We start from the raw sequence: 17,180 nt of genomic DNA on the forward strand, positions 1-17,180 counted from the left end.
GTAGACAGAGGCGCGCTCGCTTCTAGAACAATTTCAGCGGTTGCTCGTCCAGCGCAGCCAGTTGTTCGCGCAAGGCGAGAATCTGGTCGCCCCAGTAACGTGGCTGACCGAACCAGGGGAAGCTTGGCGGGAACGCCGGGTCATCCCAGCGGCGTGCCAGCCAGGCGCTGTAATGCAGTTGGCGCAGGGCACGCAGCGGCTCGATCAGGGCCAGCTCGCGTGGGTCGAAATCGTGAAACTCGTTGTAGCCGTCAACCAGTTCGGCCAGCTGCCCCAGGCGTTCCTCGCGGCTGCCGGCGAGCATCATCCACAGGTCCTGCACTGCCGGGCCCATGCGGCAGTCGTCGAGGTCGACCACGTGGTACACCTCGTCGCGGTGCATCAGGTTGCCAGGGTGCAGGTCGCCATGCAGGCGAATCGCCTTGTGCGGGGTGCGGGCGTAGATGGCTTCGACACGCTTGAGCAGGTCACGGGCCACCGACTCGAAGGCCGGCAGCAATTCCTTGGGCACGAAACCGCCTTCGAGCAAGGTATTCAGCGAGGCGTGGCCGAAGTTGTCCACGGCCAGTGCTTCGCGGTGTTCGAAGGGGCGTGCTGCGCCAACGGAGTGAAGGCGGCCGAGCAGTTGCCCGAGGCGGTAGAGCTGGTCGAGGTTGCCCGGCTCCGGTGCATGGCCGCCGCGACGCGGGAACAGGGTGAAGCGGAAGCCCTGGTGTTCGAACAGGGTCCTGCCTTCGTGCTGGAGCGGGGCGACCACCGGTACCTCGCAATCGGCGAGCTCGGCGGTGAACTGGTGTTCTTCGAGGATCGCTTCGTCGCTCCAACGGCCGGGGCGGTAGAACTTGGCGATCAAGGGTTGCGAGTCCTCGATGCCCACCTGATAGACGCGGTTCTCGTAGCTGTTCAGCGCCAGAATCCGGGCATCGCTGAGAAAGCCCAGGCTTTCCACGGCGTCCAGGACCAGGTCGGGGGTGAGGGTGTCGAAGGGGTGGGACATGGAAGCTCCGGGAGGTGGGCGGCATGTCGGCATGGTACCGCATTCCAGGGCCTGCTCTGATTTCGCCTGAGCTTGCCCTTTCGCGGGTAAGCCCGCTCCCACGGATACGGCATCATGCCTGAGGTGGGTGAAGCCTCTGTGGGGGCGGGTTTACCGGTGAAAGGGGCGGATCAGGCTACACCGGTACCCCCAGCAGCACGTAGGACGGATGGAACTGCACCTTCACTTTGCTTCCTTCCTTGACCGACTGCTCGACCAGCCAAGCGGCCTCGGCGATCGCACACAACGTCTGCCCATTGCCCAGTGCCAACCGTACTTCGCTTTCGCCCTGTGCATCTGCCAGCACCTCCTCGACAGTGGCATTGAGCACGTTGCTTCCCGCCTCGGCTTCATCTTCCGCGCCCAGCAGCTGCACCCAACCGGCCTTGAGCAGCGCCATCACCGTGGTCCCCAGGGTCAGTTCCAGCCGTGCCGTGCTGTCATGGGTAATCAGCGCATCGATCTCCAGCCCGCCGCCCAGCGCCAGGCTGACCCGATCATGCCGGCCCTCCCTGCGTAGTCCACTGACTTGCCCCTGCAACTGATTGCGCGCACTGGTGCGCAACATCAGGCGGCCAAGCAAGTCGAGGTCACTGGACTCTTCCGCTGCTTCGAGAATCTGCGCCTGCAGTGCCTGTACTTTCTGGTACAGGCGCAGCACCCGCTCACCCTCTGGCGAAAGCCTTGCGCCACCACCGCCACGCCCCCCCGTGCTGCGCTCGACCAAGGGCTGGCTGGCCAGGTTGTTGAGTTCATCAATCGCATCCCAGGCAGCCTTGTAGCTGATGCCGGCAGCCTTGGCCGCGCGGGTGATCGAGCCTTGCTCGGCGATGTGCTGGAGCAGGGCGATGCGCTGCGGGCGGCGGGCGATGTGCTGGGTGAGCAGGGTGGGCAGGGACATGGTGGCGCCTATCTGGAACTGACCCGTCAAGCTTGCCCCGGTTTTGCCGTGCGTGCCAGGCAATACACATCGATCCTGTGTGCGCCGGCCTGACGCAACAGCTGTGCGACGGCCTGTGCGGTGGCCCCGGTGGTCAGCACGTCATCAACCACGGCGACATGCTTGCCCTCGAGCGATGCCTCACCGGCAAGCGCGAATGCCTGGCGCAGGTTGCGATGGCGTGCCCGGGCATCCAGGTGTTGTTGAGCCGGCGTCTCGCGTGTGCGCAGCAGCAACCGCTCATCGCATTCGATAACCAGCGCTTTCGACAGCCAGCGCCCTAGCATGCCGGCCTGGTTGAAGCCGCGCTTGCGCAGTCGACGCCGAGCCAGTGGTACAGGCAACAGCAGGTCTGGCTTGGGTAGGCCCTCGTGAAAGCGATGACTCAGGTTCAGGCTCAACATTTCGGCCATCAGCCGGCCAAGCGGCCACTGGCTGTTGTGCTTGAAGCGGCTGATCAGCGTGTCCAGCGGAAACCCGAAGTGCCAGGGCGCAATGACCTGATCAAAGGCCGGCGGGCGGCGGCTGCACTGGGCACAGGTCAGGCCGGCCATCGCCAGGGGCAGGGCGCAGCGCAGGCAATGTTCGTCGTTCCAGGGCAGTTCCTGCTCGCAGGCAACACACAGCGGGTAGCGTTGCTCGGCGGGTTCGTTGCACAGCAAACAGGTATGGTTAATATTCGTACACTTGTAAACCAGTGCTTTTAACCAAGGTTGACAGTTCATAGGCCTTCCATGACTATGCGAGCTATCCGTGATGCGCTGGCGGGCACTCCTGCCTCGGCGCCAGTTACAGCCTAAACAAGGAAACGCCGATGAGCGCCAGCACAACTGCAACAACACGTCACGACTGGTCCCTGCCTGAGGTCAAGACACTGTTCCAGCAGCCTTTCAATGACCTGCTGTTCCAGGCGCAGACCGTGCACCGCGCGCACTTCGACCCGAACCGCGTCCAGGTTTCGACGCTGCTGTCGATCAAGACCGGCGCTTGCCCGGAAGACTGCAAATACTGTCCGCAGTCCGGCCACTACAACACCGGGCTGGAAAAACAGAAGCTGATGGAAGTACAGAAGGTGCTCGAGGAAGCCGCGCGCGCCAAAGCCATCGGCTCCACGCGCTTCTGCATGGGGGCGGCCTGGAAGCACCCGTCGGCCAAGGACATGCCCTACGTGCTGGAGATGGTCAAAGGCGTGAAGGCCATGGGCCTGGAAACCTGCATGACCCTCGGCAAGCTCGACCAGGAGCAGACCGCGGCCCTGGCCCAGGCCGGCCTGGACTACTACAACCACAACCTCGATACCTCGCCAGAGTTTTACGGCAGCATCATCACCACCCGCACTTACAGCGAGCGCCTGCAGACCCTGGCCTACGTGCGCGATGCCGGGATGAAGATCTGCTCCGGCGGTATTCTCGGCATGGGCGAGTCGCTGGATGACCGCGCCGGCCTGCTGATCCAGCTGGCCAACCTGCCCGAGCACCCAGAGTCGGTGCCGATCAACATGCTGGTCAAGGTAGCTGGCACCCCACTGGCCGAGGAAGAAGATGTCGACCCGTTCGACTTCATCCGCATGCTGGCGGTCGCCCGTATTCTCATGCCCAAGTCGCACGTGCGCCTGTCCGCCGGCCGCGAGCAGATGAACGAGCAGATGCAGGCCTTGGCCTTCATGGCTGGCGCCAACTCGATCTTCTACGGCGAGAAGCTGTTGACCACCGCCAACCCGCAGGCCGACAAGGACATGCAGCTGTTCGCCCGCCTGGGCATCAAGCCTGAAGCGCGCGAAGAGCATGCCGACGAAGTGCACCAGGCGGCCATCGAGCAGGCCTTGGTCGAGCAACGCAGCAGCGAGCTGTTCTATAACGCAGCAATGGCCTGATATGGCCTTCGACCTGGCGGCGCGCCTGGCCGAACGGCGCGCCGCAGACCTGTATCGGCAGCGGCCATTGCTGGAAAGCCCACAGGGGCCTGAGGTAGTGGTCGACGGCCAGCGCTTGCTGGCCTTCTGCAGCAATGACTACCTGGGGCTTGCGAACCACCCTGAAGTGATCGCCGCCTGGCAGGCGGGCGCCGAACGCTGGGGTGTCGGTGGCGGCGCCTCGCACCTGGTGATCGGCCATAGCTCGCCGCACCATGCCGTCGAAGAAGCGTTGGCCGAGCTGACCGGCCGCCCGCGTGCGCTGCTGTTTTCCACAGGCTACATGGCCAACCTTGGCGCCATCACCGCACTGGTGGGGCAGGGCGACACGGTACTGCAGGACCGCCTGAACCACGCATCGCTGCTCGACGGCGGGTTGCTCAGTGGTGCCCGTTTCAGCCGCTACCTGCATAACGACGCTGCCAGCCTCGCCAACCGCCTGGGCAAGGCCACCGGCAACACGCTGGTGGTCACCGACGGCGTGTTCAGCATGGACGGCGACCTCGCCGACCTGCCGGCGCTGGCCGGCGTCGCCCGTGCCCGTGGTGCCTGGCTGATGGTCGACGACGCCCATGGTCTGGGTACCTTGGGTACGCAAGGCGGCGGCATCGTCGAGCACTTCGGCCTGGGTATCGAGGATGTACCGGTACTGATCGGTACACTGGGCAAGGCCTGTGGCACCGCGGGTGCGTTTGTCGCCGGCAGCGAAGAGCTGATCGAAGCCCTGGTGCAGTTCGCCCGGCCGTATATCTACACCACCAGCCAGCCCCCGGCGCTGGCCTGCGCCACGCTCAAGAGCCTGGAGCTGCTGCGCCGCGAAACCTGGCGCCGCGAGCACCTGGCTGCGCTGATCCGCCAGTTCCGCCAGGGCGCCGAGCAAATGGGCCTGCAACTGATGGACAGCCCGACGCCGATCCAGCCGATCCTGATCGGCGACAGTGCCCAGGCCCTTGAATTGTCGCGCATGCTGCGCGAGCGCGGCCTGCTGGTGACCGCCATCCGCCCGCCAACCGTGCCTGCCGGCAGCGCGCGCCTGCGGGTAACCCTGAGCGCCGCGCACAGTGAGGCGCAGGTACAGCTATTGTTGAATGCATTGGCCGAGTGTTATCCACAGCTGGAGGCCGCCGATGCGTAACCGTTTGATCCTTCTTCCTGGCTGGGGGCTGGGCACCGCCGCCCTCGAGCCGCTGGCCGCCAGCCTGCGGGCTCAGGACGCACGCCTGCAGGTCGAGCTGATGCCGCTGCCGGAACTGGCCGATGCCGATGTGCAAGCGTGGGTGGACTACCTCGACCGCAAATTGCCCAGCGATACCTGGCTGGGTGGCTGGTCGTTAGGTGGCATGCTCGCCAGCGAGCTGGCGCGCAAGCGCGGCGACCATTGCTGCGGCTTGCTGACCCTGGGCAGCAACCCCAGTTTCGTGGCCCGCCCCGATTGGCCCCACGGCATGGCTGGCGACACCTTCGGCACCTTCCTCGATGGTTGCCGCAGCCATACCTCGGTGACCCTCAAGCGCTTCCGCACGCTGTGCAGCGAGGGTGCCCTACAACCTCGCACGCTGCTGCGCCAACTGGGTGTCGGTGTGCCAGACACCGACCCGCTGTACCTGGCTACTGGCCTTGAAGTGCTGGCCGGGCTCGATACCCGTGAAGCCCTGCAGGCCTATGCCGGCCCGCAATTGCACCTGTTCGCCGGCAGCGATGCGTTGGTGCCGGCTGAAGCGGCGAAAGCCCTGAGCGAGCTGCTGCCCGACGTGGAAGTCGGCCTGGTCGAAGACAGTTCCCACGCCTTCTTGCTGGAATATCCGCAGGAGCTGGCGGCGGGCATCAAGAGTTTCCTGCATGAGAGTGGCGATGACTGACCTTTCCCGTCCAACCCTGCCCGGTACGTTGCCGGACAAGCGCCAGGTGGCTGCCTCGTTCTCCCGTGCGGCGGCCAGCTACGACAGCGTCGCGGCCCTGCAGCGTGCAGTAGGGGTGAGCTTGCTGGACCAGCTGCCGGACGGCCTGACGCCGACGCGTTGGCTGGACCTGGGCAGTGGCACCGGGCATTTCAGCCGAGTGCTCGGCGAACGCTTTGAACAGGCAACCGGTGTGGCGGTGGATATCGCCGAAGGCATGTTGCGTCACGCCCGCGGCGAGCGCGGCGGGGCGCACTACCATGTTGCCGGTGATGCCGAGCGCTTGCCGCTGGGCGATGCTTGCGTCGACCTGGTGTTCAGCAGCCTGGCGGTGCAGTGGTGCGGTCAGTTCGCCAGTGTCCTGGATGAAGCCCGGCGCGTACTGCGCCCAGGTGGCGTGCTGGCCTTCAGCAGCCTGTGCGTTGGTACGCTCGATGAGTTGCGCGCCAGCTGGCAGGCGGTTGATGGCATGGTGCATGTCAATCGCTTCCGCAGGTTCGATGACTACCAGCGCCTGTGTGCCGCCAGTGGCTTCGCACAGGTCAGCCTGCAGCGCCAGGCCCATGTGCTGCACTACCCCGATGTGCGTAGCCTGACCCATGAACTCAAGGCCCTTGGTGCCCACAACCTCAACCCTGGGCGGCCTTCAGGCCTGACCGGCCGGGCGCGCATGCAAGGCCTGTTGCAGGCCTATGAAGCGTTTCGCCAGCCCCAGGGGCTGCCCGCCACCTATCAAGTGGTCTATGGTGTGTTGCGCAAGCCACAGGCATGAGAGGAGCGACATGAGCCAGGCCTATTTCATCGCCGGGACCGACACCGATGTCGGCAAGACCACCATCGCCGCCGGGCTGCTGCATGCAGCGCGGTTGCAAGGGCTGAGTACCTTGGGCGTGAAGCCGGTGGCTTCGGGTTGTACAGTGACGCCCAAAGGCCTGCGCAACAGCGATGCCCAGGCGCTGATCGACGAGAGTTCGATCAAGCTCGCTTACGAAGAGGTCAACCCGTTTGCCTTCGAACCGGCCATTGCGCCGCATGTGGCTGCCCGGGAGGCGGGTATTGCCCTGGAGGTCACCGAATTGACCAAGGCCATGCGCCATGTGCTGGACAAGGGGGCCGACTTCACCTTGGTTGAAGGTGCTGGCGGTTGGCGAGTGCCATTGTCTGACCATGCCAACCTTTCAGACCTGGCGATTGCCCTTGAGCTGCCGGTGATTCTGGTGGTCGGGGTGCGCCTGGGCTGCATCAACCATGCGCTGCTCAGTGCCGAGGCGATTGCCCGGGACGGGCTGCAACTGGCGGGCTGGGTGGCGAATATCATCGAGCCCAGAACCTCGCGGCTGGAGGAAAACCTGGCCAGCCTGGCAGAGCGTTTGCCAGCGCCGTGCCTGGGGCGAGTGCCAAAGCTCAAGCAGGCAACTGCGGATGCGGTGGCGGAACACTTGCAGCTCGACTTGCTGGATTGAGCGCTGGCAGAAATGCCCGTGGGCTATCAGATAGCACCGAGCCATTAGGGATTTAAACGGGCCTTTTCGTGCCTGGCCTGCTTTAATTGGCCGTGTTCATATCCAGCGTCATTGGAGTTCTGACATGGAAATCACCGGCAGCACCGCGTATTACGCGGGCCTCAACGCCATCTACAACGGCCAGGATCGTGTCGATCAGGCCGCCGGCCAGATCGCCAATGCTTCGGTCGAGCGTTCTGCCACCAGCCAGTCCAGCGACTTCCAGGCCGAGCGCCTGCGTGGGGTCGACCGCAGCCAACAGATGGACCTGGCAACCAGCACCGTGCAATTGGCCCTGGGCAAGACCGAGGTCGAACTTGGTGCAAAGGTGGCCAAGGCGTCCGACGAAATGCTTGGGCGCTTCATCGATACCTACGCCTGATTCTTGCCTCCCCCGGCTATCCCTGTGGGAGCGGGTTTACCCGCGAATGCGTCCGCCCAGACATCTCTGTTTTCTGGGCTGGCCCTTTCGCGGGTAAACCCGCTCCCACAGTCATTTCTGCCTGCGATTTCATGCGTTGGCATAAATGCCATCTTTCGCGGCGTAAATGGAACCATAGTCCCTCCTTGACATCGGACGGTGCTAAACGTAAGTTTCAAACAACTGTTTGACCGAAAGCCGACAAGAGCTGGTCGGTACCAGCGGTCCCCTACCGAACTCATCACAGAGGTTCATCGCAATGCCTGATTACAAAGCCCCCTTGCGTGATATCCGTTTCGTCCGCGACGAGCTGCTCGGCTACGAGGCGCATTATCAGAGCCTGCCGGGTTGCCAGGACGCAACGCCCGACATGGTCGACGCGATCCTGGAAGAAGGCGCGAAGTTCTGTGAGCAGGTGCTGTCGCCGCTGAACCGTGTCGGTGACCAGGAAGGCTGCACCTGGAGCGAGTCGGGCGTGAAGACCCCGACCGGCTTCAAGGCGGCTTACGAGCAGTTCGTGGAAGGCGGCTGGCCAAGCCTGGCGCATGACGTCGAGCACGGCGGCCAGGGCCTGCCGGAGTCTCTGGGCCTGGCCCTGAGCGAAATGGTCGGCGGTTCGAACTGGTCGTGGGGCATGTACCCGGGCCTGTCCCATGGCGCGATGAACACCATCTCCGCACACGGTACCGCCGAGCAGCAGCACACCTACCTGACCAAGCTGGTGTCCGGCGAGTGGACCGGCACCATGTGCCTGACCGAGCCACATTGCGGTACTGACCTGGGCATGCTGCGCACCAAGGCCGAGCCACAGGCCGACGGCAGCTACAAAGTGTCCGGTACCAAGATTTTCATCTCGGCCGGCGAACACGACATGGCCGACAACATCGTCCACATCGTGCTGGCGCGCCTGCCGGACGCTCCGGCGGGCACCAAAGGTATCTCGCTGTTCATCGTGCCGAAGTTCCTGCCCAACGCCGAAGGCGGTGTGGGTGAGCGCAACGGCGTGAGCTGTGGTTCCATCGAACACAAGATGGGCATCCACGGCAACGCCACTTGCGTGATGAACTTCGACAGCGCCACCGGCTACCTGATCGGCCCGGCCAACAAGGGCCTGAACTGCATGTTCACCTTCATGAACACTGCACGCCTGGGTACCGCGCTGCAAGGCCTGGCCCACGCCGAAGTGGCGTTCCAGGGCGGCCTGAAGTATGCCCGCGAGCGCCTGCAGATGCGTTCCCTGACCGGCCCGAAAGCACCGGACAAAGCCGCTGACCCGATCATCGTCCACCCGGACGTGCGTCGCATGCTGCTGACCATGAAGGCCTTCGCCGAGGGCAACCGTGCGATGGTGTACTTCACCGCCAAGCAGGTCGACATCGTCAAGTACAGCCAGGACGAGGAAGAGCGCAAGAAGGCCGACGCACTGCTGGCCTTCCTGACCCCGATCGCCAAGGCGTTCATGACCGAAGTCGGCTTCGAGGCCGCCAACCACGGTGTGCAGATCTATGGCGGCCACGGCTTCATCGCCGAGTGGGGCATGGAGCAGAACGTGCGCGACAGCCGTATCTCCATGCTGTACGAAGGCACCACCGGCATCCAGGCACTCGACCTGCTCGGTCGCAAGGTACTGATGACCCAGGGCGAAGCACTCAAGGGCTTCACCAAGATCGTGCACAAGTTCTGCCAGGCGCAGGAAGGCAATGATGCGGTCAAGGAGTTCGTCGAGCCATTGGCAGCACTGAACAAGGAGTGGGGCGAGCTGACCATGAAAGTGGGCATGGCCGCGATGAAGGACCGTGAAGAAGTGGGTGCCGCCTCGGTGGATTACCTGATGTATTCCGGTTACGCGTGCCTGGCCTACTTCTGGGCTGACATTGCACGCCTGGCTGCTGAAAAGCTGGCTGCCGGCACCAGCGAAGAAGCCTTCTACACCGCCAAGCTGCAGACCGCGCGCTTCTACTTCCAGCGCATCCTGCCGCGTACCCGCACTCATGTGGCCACCATGCTGTCGGGCGCCAACAACCTGATGGACATGAAAGAGGAAGACTTCTCGCTGGGTTACTAAGCCTGGTTGAGTTGCCGAGTAAAAAGCCGCTCCCCAGGGAGCGGTTTTTTTCGTTTTAATTTTCTTGCGGCCGAGCAACTTCTTTTGTTGGTGGCAGAGGAAAGCGTCAATAACTTGCGCAGCACAACTTTAATGCGCGGGCATTTTTTGTCGGCTTTGGTCAGCCAAGTTTTAAGGGCTCCGCTAAATAACTGGCCCCGCTCATCAAGTATTAGCAAATACACTGCCAATTTTTGCTCAGTGGCGCTCAACCCCTTCTCTGCGGGGTTTTGCGCGGTCATCCAGCAGCCTGGTGGGGAATGGAACCCATAAGTGGGGGTAAGTTAACACCAGAACTGAGTAACTTTTGAGGTCAGCATTTATTGGCATGACTCTCTAAGTAAACTGATATAAAAAATATTGAATGTTTCCCGTCGACATACTTTGTTACAGCTATCGTGGCATTAAGCGCACTCAGTGGCGTGAACGATCAGTCTGTAAACCTGAGCCGTCGGGAAGTCCATCATGGTCAAGTATCCTGGTAACTTGCGAGTCCCCCATCTGGCCTGTGCGGCAGCGATGACCCTCTGCGCTGCCGGCTTGCCTTTCATGAGCGTTCGGGCAGCGGACCCGGCCGAGCCCGCGCCGGTCGTGCCGGATGTGCCCAGCCTGCAGTCACTGCGTGGCATGACGCCGCCGGACCCTTCAGGTACCGAGGGGGGACGCAAGGTCGACCTGATGTCCGATTATGTGATCAACCGCGGTGCGGTGGTGCTGTTGGGCAAGGCCCTGTTCTGGGACATGGCGGTCGGCAGTGATGGCGCCACCGCCTGCGCTTCATGCCACTACCACGCAGGTGTCGATCATCGGATCACCAACCAGATCAACCCTGGCCAGGCCAATACCAATGCCAACGTGGCGTCGATCTTCAACAAGCCGTTCACGGCCGCCGATATTCCTGGCGACGTGCCGAGCTACGCCATGCGCTCCACAGGCAAGGGCGGCCCGAACTACACGTTGAAAAAAGGCGACTTCCCGACCCACGTGCTGGCCAACCCGCTGGATCGCAACTCGGCGATCGTCTATTCGAGCGATGACGTCATTGGCTCACAAGGTGTGTTCGACGCCAACTTCGTCAAACCCCGTCAATCGCGCTTCGACAAATGTACCCAGCAACCGGACGGTATTTTCCAGGTGGGCGGCATCAACGTGCGCCGCGCCACCGGGCGCAATGCGCCGTCGGTGATCAACGCGGCATTCAACGTGCGCAACTTCTGGGATGGCCGGGCCAACAACGTGTTCAACGGCCTGTCGCCGTTCGGTAACCGCGACCCTGACGCGGGGATCTTTGTCACCAAGGATGCCAGCGGCGTGGCGGTGAAGGTACGCCTGGCCCTCAAGGATGCTTCGGCGGCCTCGCAAGCCGTCGGCCCACCCGGCAGTGCCGTGGAAATGTCCTGTGGCGGGCGCACCTTCGCCGACATTGGCCGGCGCATGCTCGACACCATGATGCTCAAGGGGCAGAAAATCTCGCCCACCGACTCGGTACTCGGGCCAGTCTCCAGTGCCCGTCGGCCGACCTACCGCGAACTGATCAGGAACGCCTTCCAGCCACGCCTGTGGAATGCCACGCAACAGGTCTTGCTGGGCGGTGAACCCTACAGTCAGATGGAGGCCAACTTCCCGCTGTTCTTCGGCTTGGCAATTCAGATGTATGAGTCCACGCTGATCTCCGACCAGGCGCCGTTGGATGCCTATCTGCAGGGCGATCACACCGCCATGAATGCTCAGCAGGTGCAAGGCATGCAACTGTTCCTGGGCAAGGGCAAGTGCATCGCCTGCCATGGTGGTGCGGAGTTGACCAACGCCGGCAGCCGGCTGCTGTTCCAGCCGCGTGAGCGCATCGAGCGCATGGTCATGGCCGACGGCCTGACCACGCTCTATGACAACGGCTTCTACAACACCGGTGTACGCCCGACCTCGGAAGACCTGGCGCTGGGCGGTTCGGACGCCTGGGGCAATCCGTTGTCCTTCACCCGCCAGTACAACACCCAACTTCAAGGCGGGAATATTCCTGACCCTCTGGATGTCGATGTGTGCACCTTCGAGGCACCGCTGAGCGCAGCGGTCCCCTGCGACTCGACTCTCAAGCCCAGTGTCGGTTTCCGCGACTCGGTCGATGGCGCCTTCAAGACGCCTACCCTGCGTAACATCGCGTTGACCGGGCCGTACTTCCACAATGGCAGCCGGGCAACGCTGCAACAGGTGATGGAGTTCTACAACCGTGGCGGCGACCGGCGTGGTGAAGATGCAAGCAACACCAGCGGCTTCGAACACCCGGCAGTCAATCAGCACAACGGCTCCAACCTTGACCCAGACATGACCCCGCTGAACCTGACCCCGGATGAGGTGGATGCACTGGTCAAGTTCATGGAGGTCGGCTTGACCGACCCGCGCGTTGCCTGGGAACGGGCACCGTTCGATCACCCGTCATTGGTACTGCCACAGGGTGAGAAGGGGGATGAAAACTCGGTCGGCCAAAAACCGGCCAGTGCACAGATCACATCTCGGCAAGCGCAAGACGCCGAATTCCAGCTCAATGCCGTCGGTGCTTCGGGTCGCTCCACGCTGCAAGGACCGCTGCAGCCATTCAACAACGACCTGTAGCCGCTTCTCTGTGGGAGCGGCCTTGCGTCGCGATAGGGTCGCAGAGCGACCCCTGGATATCAGCCCTGGTGCATGAATCGCCGGGGCTGCTACGCAGCCCTTTCGCGACACAAGGCCGCTCCCACAACGATCGCAGTGGCCCCAAGCCATACGTAGTTACAAGAAAAGCTCAAGCCCTCCACCCTCGCTGCCGTTAACCCACCGGTGTACTCATCTATTCACGTGTGCTGCCGATGAAGTAAAGGCACAATGCTATTATTGATCTGCCGGGTCGGAGATTGCCCTTGTTTCGTCTAAATGCTGTTCGCGCGAGCCATTTCCTGCCTTCGCTGTTTCTGTTGCTGGCTGGGCTTGCGGCGGCTTATGTAAGAGACCTCAGCGTCTTCTTCACGTCACTGTTCAACGTCCTCCCCACGTTGGTTCTGTTGCTGGGTGGTGCCTACTGCGCTGTCTACCGTCGCCAGCGTGAGCTGTTCCTGATGGTCACGGTGTACATCGCCTATTTCCTGCTCGACACGCAGACCGACTACTACCGCGACAACGGCCGTGTGCGTGAGGATGCGGCAGTGATCTTCCACCTGGTATGCCTGTTGCTGCCCGCCCTGTACGGGCTATTCGGTGCATGGCAGGAACGCACTCACCTGGCCCAGGACCTGCTGGCCCGTTTCGCCGTGCTGTTCGCCGTCGGCAGTGTGGCGGTGGCACTGGAGCAAAGCTTCCCCGAGGCGCTGCTGAGCTGGCTGGCAGAGATTCGTTGGCCGTCGCTGCATGGCCAGTGGATGAGCCTGATCCAGATGGTCTACCCGGCGTTCTTCGTGGTGTTCGTCCTGCTGGTGGTGCAATACCTGCGCGAGCCTCGGCCATTGCACGCGGCGCAGCTGATTGGCCTGGTCGGCATCTTCTGGATGCTGCCCAAGACCTTCATCCTGCCGTTCACCCTGAACATCATGTGCAGCCAGGTGATGCTGATGATCGCCGCTGCGGTATCGCACGAGGCCTATCAGATGGCCTTCCGTGACGAGCTTACCGGGCTGCCCGGGCGCCGTGCGTTGAACGAGCGCATGCAGCGCCTGGGGCGCAACTACGTGATCGCCATGACCGACGTAGACCACTTCAAGAAATTCAACGATACCCACGGCCACGATGTCGGCGACCAGGTGTTGCGCCTGGTCGCCAGCCGGTTGTCCAAGGTCACTGGCGGTGGCCGTGCCTATCGCTACGGCGGTGAGGAGTTTGCCCTGGTGTTCGCCGGCAAGACCGCCGAAGAGTGCGTGCCACATGTGGAAGCGGTACGCGAGATGATCGCCAACTACACCATGCACCTGCGGGACCAGAACAGCCGCCCGCAGGACGATACCGCCGGGCGCCAGCGCCGCAGCGGCAGCGCCAGCGGTACGGTATCGGTGACCATCAGCATCGGTGTGGCCGAGCGCCAAATCGACCATCGCAACCCGGAACAAGTGCTCAAGTCCGCCGACCAGGCGCTTTACAGCGCCAAGAGCGCCGGGCGCAACTGTGTCATGGTCTATGGGCAACAATCCCAGCGCGGGGCAGTGCGGATGGCGTGACCAGAATAGACCATGCGGTCGCGTGATGACCCTATGTCTCGCAAAAGTTGTTCGGTTACACTGGTTTCAACTCCGGGTTTCAACCCGTGCCGCGGTCCGTGTGGCCGCCCCGACCCGACCAGCGAGAGGTTGTCATGGCTGACTATAAAGCGCCCCTGCGCGACATGCGCTTCGTACTGAATGAAGTCTTCAACGTGGCCGAGCTGTGGGCGCAACTGCCCGCACTGGCCGAGGCGGTCGACGCGGAAACCGCCATGGCCGTGCTGGAAGAGGCCGGCAAGGTCACCAGCAAAAGCATCGCCCCGCTCAGCCGCGCTGCCGATGAAGAAGGCTGCCACTGGGACAACGGTGCCGTGCGTACGCCCGCCGGTTTCATCGAGGCCTACAACACCTACGCCGAAGGCGGTTGGGTGGGCGTGGGCGGTGACCCGCAATTCGGCGGCATGGGCATGCCCAAGGCGGTCTCGGCCCAGGTTGAGGAAATGGTCAACGCCTCCAGCCTGGCCTTCGGCCTGTATCCGATGCTGACTGCCGGCGCCTGCCTGTCGATCAATGCCCATGCCAGTGAAGAGCTGAAGGAAAAGTATCTGCCGAACATGTACGCCGGTGTCTGGGCCGGCTCCATGTGCCTGACCGAACCGCATGCGGGTACCGACCTGGGCATCATTCGCACCAAGGCCGAGCCCCAGGCCGATGGCAGCTACAAAGTCAGCGGCACCAAGATCTTCATTACCGGTGGCGAGCACGACCTGACCGAGAACATCATCCACCTGGTGCTGGCCAAGCTGCCGGACGCGCCGGCGGGGCCCAAAGGCATCTCGCTGTTCCTGGTGCCGAAATACCTGGTGAATGAAGATGGCAGCCTCGGCGCGCGCAACCCGGCCACTTGTGGCTCGATCGAGCACAAGATGGGCATCCAGGCTTCGGCTACCTGCGTGATGAATTTCGACGAGGCGGTCGGCTACATTGTCGGCGAGCCGAACAAAGGCCTGGCGGCCATGTTCACCATGATGAACTACGAGCGCCTGGGCGTGGGCATCCAGGGCCTGGCGTCGGCCGAGCGCTCCTACCAGAACGCCGTGGAATACGCCCGTGACCGCCTGCAGAGCCGCGCGCCGACCGGGCCGCAGGCCAAGGACAAGGCCGCTGACCCGATCATCGTCCACCCTGATGTGCGGCGCATGCTGCTGACCATGAAGGCGCTGATCGAGGGCGGTCGTGCCTTCTCCACCTATGTGGCGATGCAACTCGACAGCGCCAAGTACAGCGAAGAACCGGCTACGCGCAAACGCAGCGAAGAACTGGTGGCGCTGCTGACTCCGGTGGCCAAGGCGTTCCTTACCGACCTTGGGCTCGAATGCACGGTGCACGGCCAGCAAATTTTTGGTGGCCATGGCTACATTCGCGAGTGGGGCCAGGAGCAACTGGTGCGCGATGTGCGTATCACCCAGATTTACGAAGGCACCAACGGCATCCAGGCGCTGGACCTCATGGGCCGCAAGGTGGTGGCCAGCGGTGGCGCTTACTACAGGCTGTTCTCTGACGAGATTCGCCAGTTCATTGCCAGCGCGGGCGAAGAGCTGAAGGAGTTTGCCGGTCCGCTGGGCGCCTCCCTTGATCAGCTCGACGGGCTGACCGAGTGGGTGCTGGAGCAGGCCAAGGGCAATCCGAATGAAATCGGCGCCGCGTCGGTCGAGTACCTGCATGCCTTTGGCTATGTAGCCTATGCCTACATGTGGGCGTTGATGGCGCGTGCGGCCAAGGCGGGTGAGGGCGATGAGGCGTTCTATTCGGCCAAGCTGGGCACGGCGCGGTTCTACTTCGCGCGCTTGTTGCCGCGGGTGAATTCGCTGGTGGCCTCGGTGAAGGCGGGCAGTGAGTCGTTGTACCTGCTGGATGCCGAGCAGTTCTGACCGATCGCGTGCCCCTCTTCGCGGGTTTACCCGCGAATGGGCTCAAGCCGATGTATCTGGGAATGACTACTTCCTGTAAGCCTTTTCCTACATAACGTGGTGACTTTTCGCCACTGGTGTCAGATTGGATCCACGGTTAATCTTTCTACATGGACGTTGCGCAGGAAGCGCAAAGGACAGAACAGGGACAACGAAGGATTTCCTGCCAGGATGGCGGGGCGATAGGGATGTCACAGGGAAACAGTCTAGAGAACCCCGCTTCGGCGGGGTTTTCTTTGTCTGCGTGTTTTTCAGCCAAGCACATCCAGCGGCGAGGCGCCCAGTTGCCGGGTGTCGGTCTCTTCCTCCAACAGCGTGCGCAGCAGCTCCACCGACGCCTGCTGACGCTGTGCATCACGGAACACCAGGCCAACCTTTAGCGGCACGCGCGGCTCGCTCAGCGGCTTCCACAGCAAGCCCTGGTCATCCTCGGCAGCATCCTTGGCCCGCCCTGGCAGGATGGTCGCCAGCGCCGTGTGTGCCAGGCTGTCGAGGATCCCCGCCATGTTGTTCATCTCGGCCTGAACCTGCGGCCTGCGGCCCTGGGCGGCGAGCTGTTCCTTCCAGATCTGGCGGATCTGGAATTCCTCACCGAGCATCAGCATGGGTAATTCGGCGGCCTGCTTGATGGAGACCTTCTTGAAGTCCTTGAGGGGGTGGGTATCCGGGATGACAACCTGCAACTCGTCTTCGTACAGAAGTGAGCCGTGTAGCCCTGGCTGACGGGGAGGCAGGTAGCTGATGCCGATGTCCAGGTTGCCGTTGAGCAGCCGCCGTTCGATCTCCAGCCCAGACAGTTCGTAGATCTGCACCACCAGATGCGGCTGTGCCTTGCGCACACGCTCCAGCAACTGTGGCACCAGGCTTGGCCGCACGGTCTGCAGCACACCGATGGCCAGCGTGCGAAGTGAATGGCCCTTGAAATTGCGCATGGCCTCATGGGCCCTTTGCAGGCCATCCAGCAGCGGCAGGGCATGGTTGTACAAGGTGTGCGCAGCCAGGGTCGGCAGCAGGCGCTTGTTGCTGCGCTCGAACAGGCTGAGGTCGAGGCTGTGCTCAAGCTGGCGAATCTGCTGCGACAGCGCCGGTTGCGACAGTGAAAGGCGTTCGGCGGCACGGCCGACATGGCCCTCTTCGTACACCGCGACGAAATAACGCAGTTGGCGAAAATCCATAAGTAACACTTATCGAAAAAGCTGGGAAAACGAAATGGCCGAAAACACTGCCGACGCCTAGTCTA

At 62.8% G+C, this 17,180-nt stretch carries 15 protein-coding genes; 10 read left to right on the forward strand and 5 right to left on the reverse strand.

Annotated elements, in window-relative coordinates; genetic code table 11:
- Window positions 1-22 precede the first annotated feature (22 nt).
- From BUQ73_RS00485 to BUQ73_RS00495, 3 genes are all read right to left on the reverse strand, one after another.
- Window positions 23-997, reverse strand: coding sequence for a serine/threonine protein kinase (locus tag BUQ73_RS00485; RefSeq protein ID WP_079226285.1), 975 nt, complete (start codon window positions 995-997; stop codon window positions 23-25).
- A 175-nt stretch (window positions 998-1,172) separates the two neighbouring features.
- Window positions 1,173-1,937 carry a TOBE domain-containing protein gene (locus BUQ73_RS00490; RefSeq protein ID WP_079226286.1) on the reverse strand — a complete coding sequence of 255 codons (765 nt, stop codon included), beginning with the start codon at window positions 1,935-1,937 and terminating at the stop codon, window positions 1,173-1,175.
- Window positions 1,938-1,963: 26 nt separating this feature from the next.
- A complete protein-coding gene (locus tag BUQ73_RS00495) occupies window positions 1,964-2,701 on the reverse strand; it encodes a ComF family protein (protein WP_079226287.1) in 738 nt (245 codons plus the stop codon).
- 89 nt (window positions 2,702-2,790) lie between these two features.
- On the opposite strand from BUQ73_RS00495, the gene bioB reads away from it, so the two are divergent.
- The 7 genes from bioB (at window position 2,791) to BUQ73_RS00530 (ending at window position 9,774) form a co-directional block, all read left to right on the forward strand.
- Window positions 2,791-3,849: a biotin synthase BioB gene (bioB, locus tag BUQ73_RS00500; RefSeq protein ID WP_079226288.1), complete on the forward strand. Its 1,059-nt coding sequence runs from the start codon at window positions 2,791-2,793 to the stop codon at window positions 3,847-3,849.
- Window position 3,850: 1 nt separating this feature from the next.
- A complete protein-coding gene (bioF, locus tag BUQ73_RS00505) occupies window positions 3,851-5,023 on the forward strand; it encodes an 8-amino-7-oxononanoate synthase (protein ID WP_079226289.1) in 1,173 nt (390 codons plus the stop codon).
- A complete protein-coding gene (locus tag BUQ73_RS00510) occupies window positions 5,016-5,747 on the forward strand; it encodes an alpha/beta fold hydrolase (protein ID WP_079226290.1) in 732 nt (243 codons plus the stop codon). Before bioF ends, BUQ73_RS00510 begins: the two co-directional genes overlap by 8 nt.
- Window positions 5,740-6,558, forward strand: coding sequence for a malonyl-ACP O-methyltransferase BioC (gene bioC, locus BUQ73_RS00515; protein WP_079226291.1), 819 nt, complete (start codon window positions 5,740-5,742; stop codon window positions 6,556-6,558). Before BUQ73_RS00510 ends, bioC begins: the two co-directional genes overlap by 8 nt.
- Window positions 6,559-6,568: 10 nt before the next feature.
- On the forward strand, window positions 6,569-7,249 hold the full coding sequence (bioD, locus tag BUQ73_RS00520; protein ID WP_079226292.1) for a dethiobiotin synthase: 681 nt from the start codon (window positions 6,569-6,571) through the stop codon (window positions 7,247-7,249).
- Between the two features lie 124 nt (window positions 7,250-7,373).
- Entirely contained in the window at window positions 7,374-7,670 is a 297-nt protein-coding gene (locus BUQ73_RS00525) for a hypothetical protein (RefSeq protein ID WP_027917500.1), read from the forward strand.
- A 298-nt stretch (window positions 7,671-7,968) separates the two neighbouring features.
- A complete protein-coding gene (locus BUQ73_RS00530) occupies window positions 7,969-9,774 on the forward strand; it encodes a phenylacyl-CoA dehydrogenase (RefSeq protein WP_079226293.1) in 1,806 nt (601 codons plus the stop codon).
- Here BUQ73_RS00530 and BUQ73_RS27750 read toward each other — a convergent pair.
- Window positions 9,771-10,055, reverse strand: a complete 285-nt coding sequence (locus tag BUQ73_RS27750; RefSeq protein WP_152031490.1) for a hypothetical protein — start codon at window positions 10,053-10,055, stop codon at window positions 9,771-9,773. The two genes, BUQ73_RS00530 and BUQ73_RS27750, sit on opposite strands and share 4 nt — an antisense overlap.
- Before the next feature lie 277 nt (window positions 10,056-10,332).
- Between BUQ73_RS27750 and BUQ73_RS00535 the strand changes: the two genes are divergently transcribed.
- The 3 genes from BUQ73_RS00535 to BUQ73_RS00545 all read left to right on the forward strand — a co-directional run bounded on the left by BUQ73_RS00535 (window position 10,333) and on the right by BUQ73_RS00545 (window position 15,901).
- Window positions 10,333-12,420, forward strand: a complete 2,088-nt coding sequence (locus BUQ73_RS00535) for a cytochrome-c peroxidase (protein WP_079226294.1) — start codon at window positions 10,333-10,335, stop codon at window positions 12,418-12,420.
- A gap of 284 nt (window positions 12,421-12,704) precedes the next feature.
- Window positions 12,705-13,988 (forward strand): sensor domain-containing diguanylate cyclase, encoded by a 1,284-nt coding sequence (locus BUQ73_RS00540; protein ID WP_079226295.1) that lies wholly within the window; start codon window positions 12,705-12,707, stop codon window positions 13,986-13,988.
- A 134-nt stretch (window positions 13,989-14,122) separates the two neighbouring features.
- Window positions 14,123-15,901, forward strand: a complete 1,779-nt coding sequence (locus BUQ73_RS00545) for an acyl-CoA dehydrogenase C-terminal domain-containing protein (protein ID WP_079226296.1) — start codon at window positions 14,123-14,125, stop codon at window positions 15,899-15,901.
- A gap of 290 nt (window positions 15,902-16,191) precedes the next feature.
- Here the strand turns inward: BUQ73_RS00545 and BUQ73_RS00550 are convergent, their stop codons facing one another.
- On the reverse strand, window positions 16,192-17,115 hold the full coding sequence (locus BUQ73_RS00550; protein WP_079226297.1) for a LysR family transcriptional regulator: 924 nt from the start codon (window positions 17,113-17,115) through the stop codon (window positions 16,192-16,194).
- Between the last annotated feature and the right edge of the window lie 65 nt (window positions 17,116-17,180).

Origin of the sequence: Pseudomonas putida, assembly GCF_002025705.1 — a bacterium.
Lineage (GTDB): Bacteria > Pseudomonadota > Gammaproteobacteria > Pseudomonadales > Pseudomonadaceae > Aquipseudomonas > Aquipseudomonas putida_J.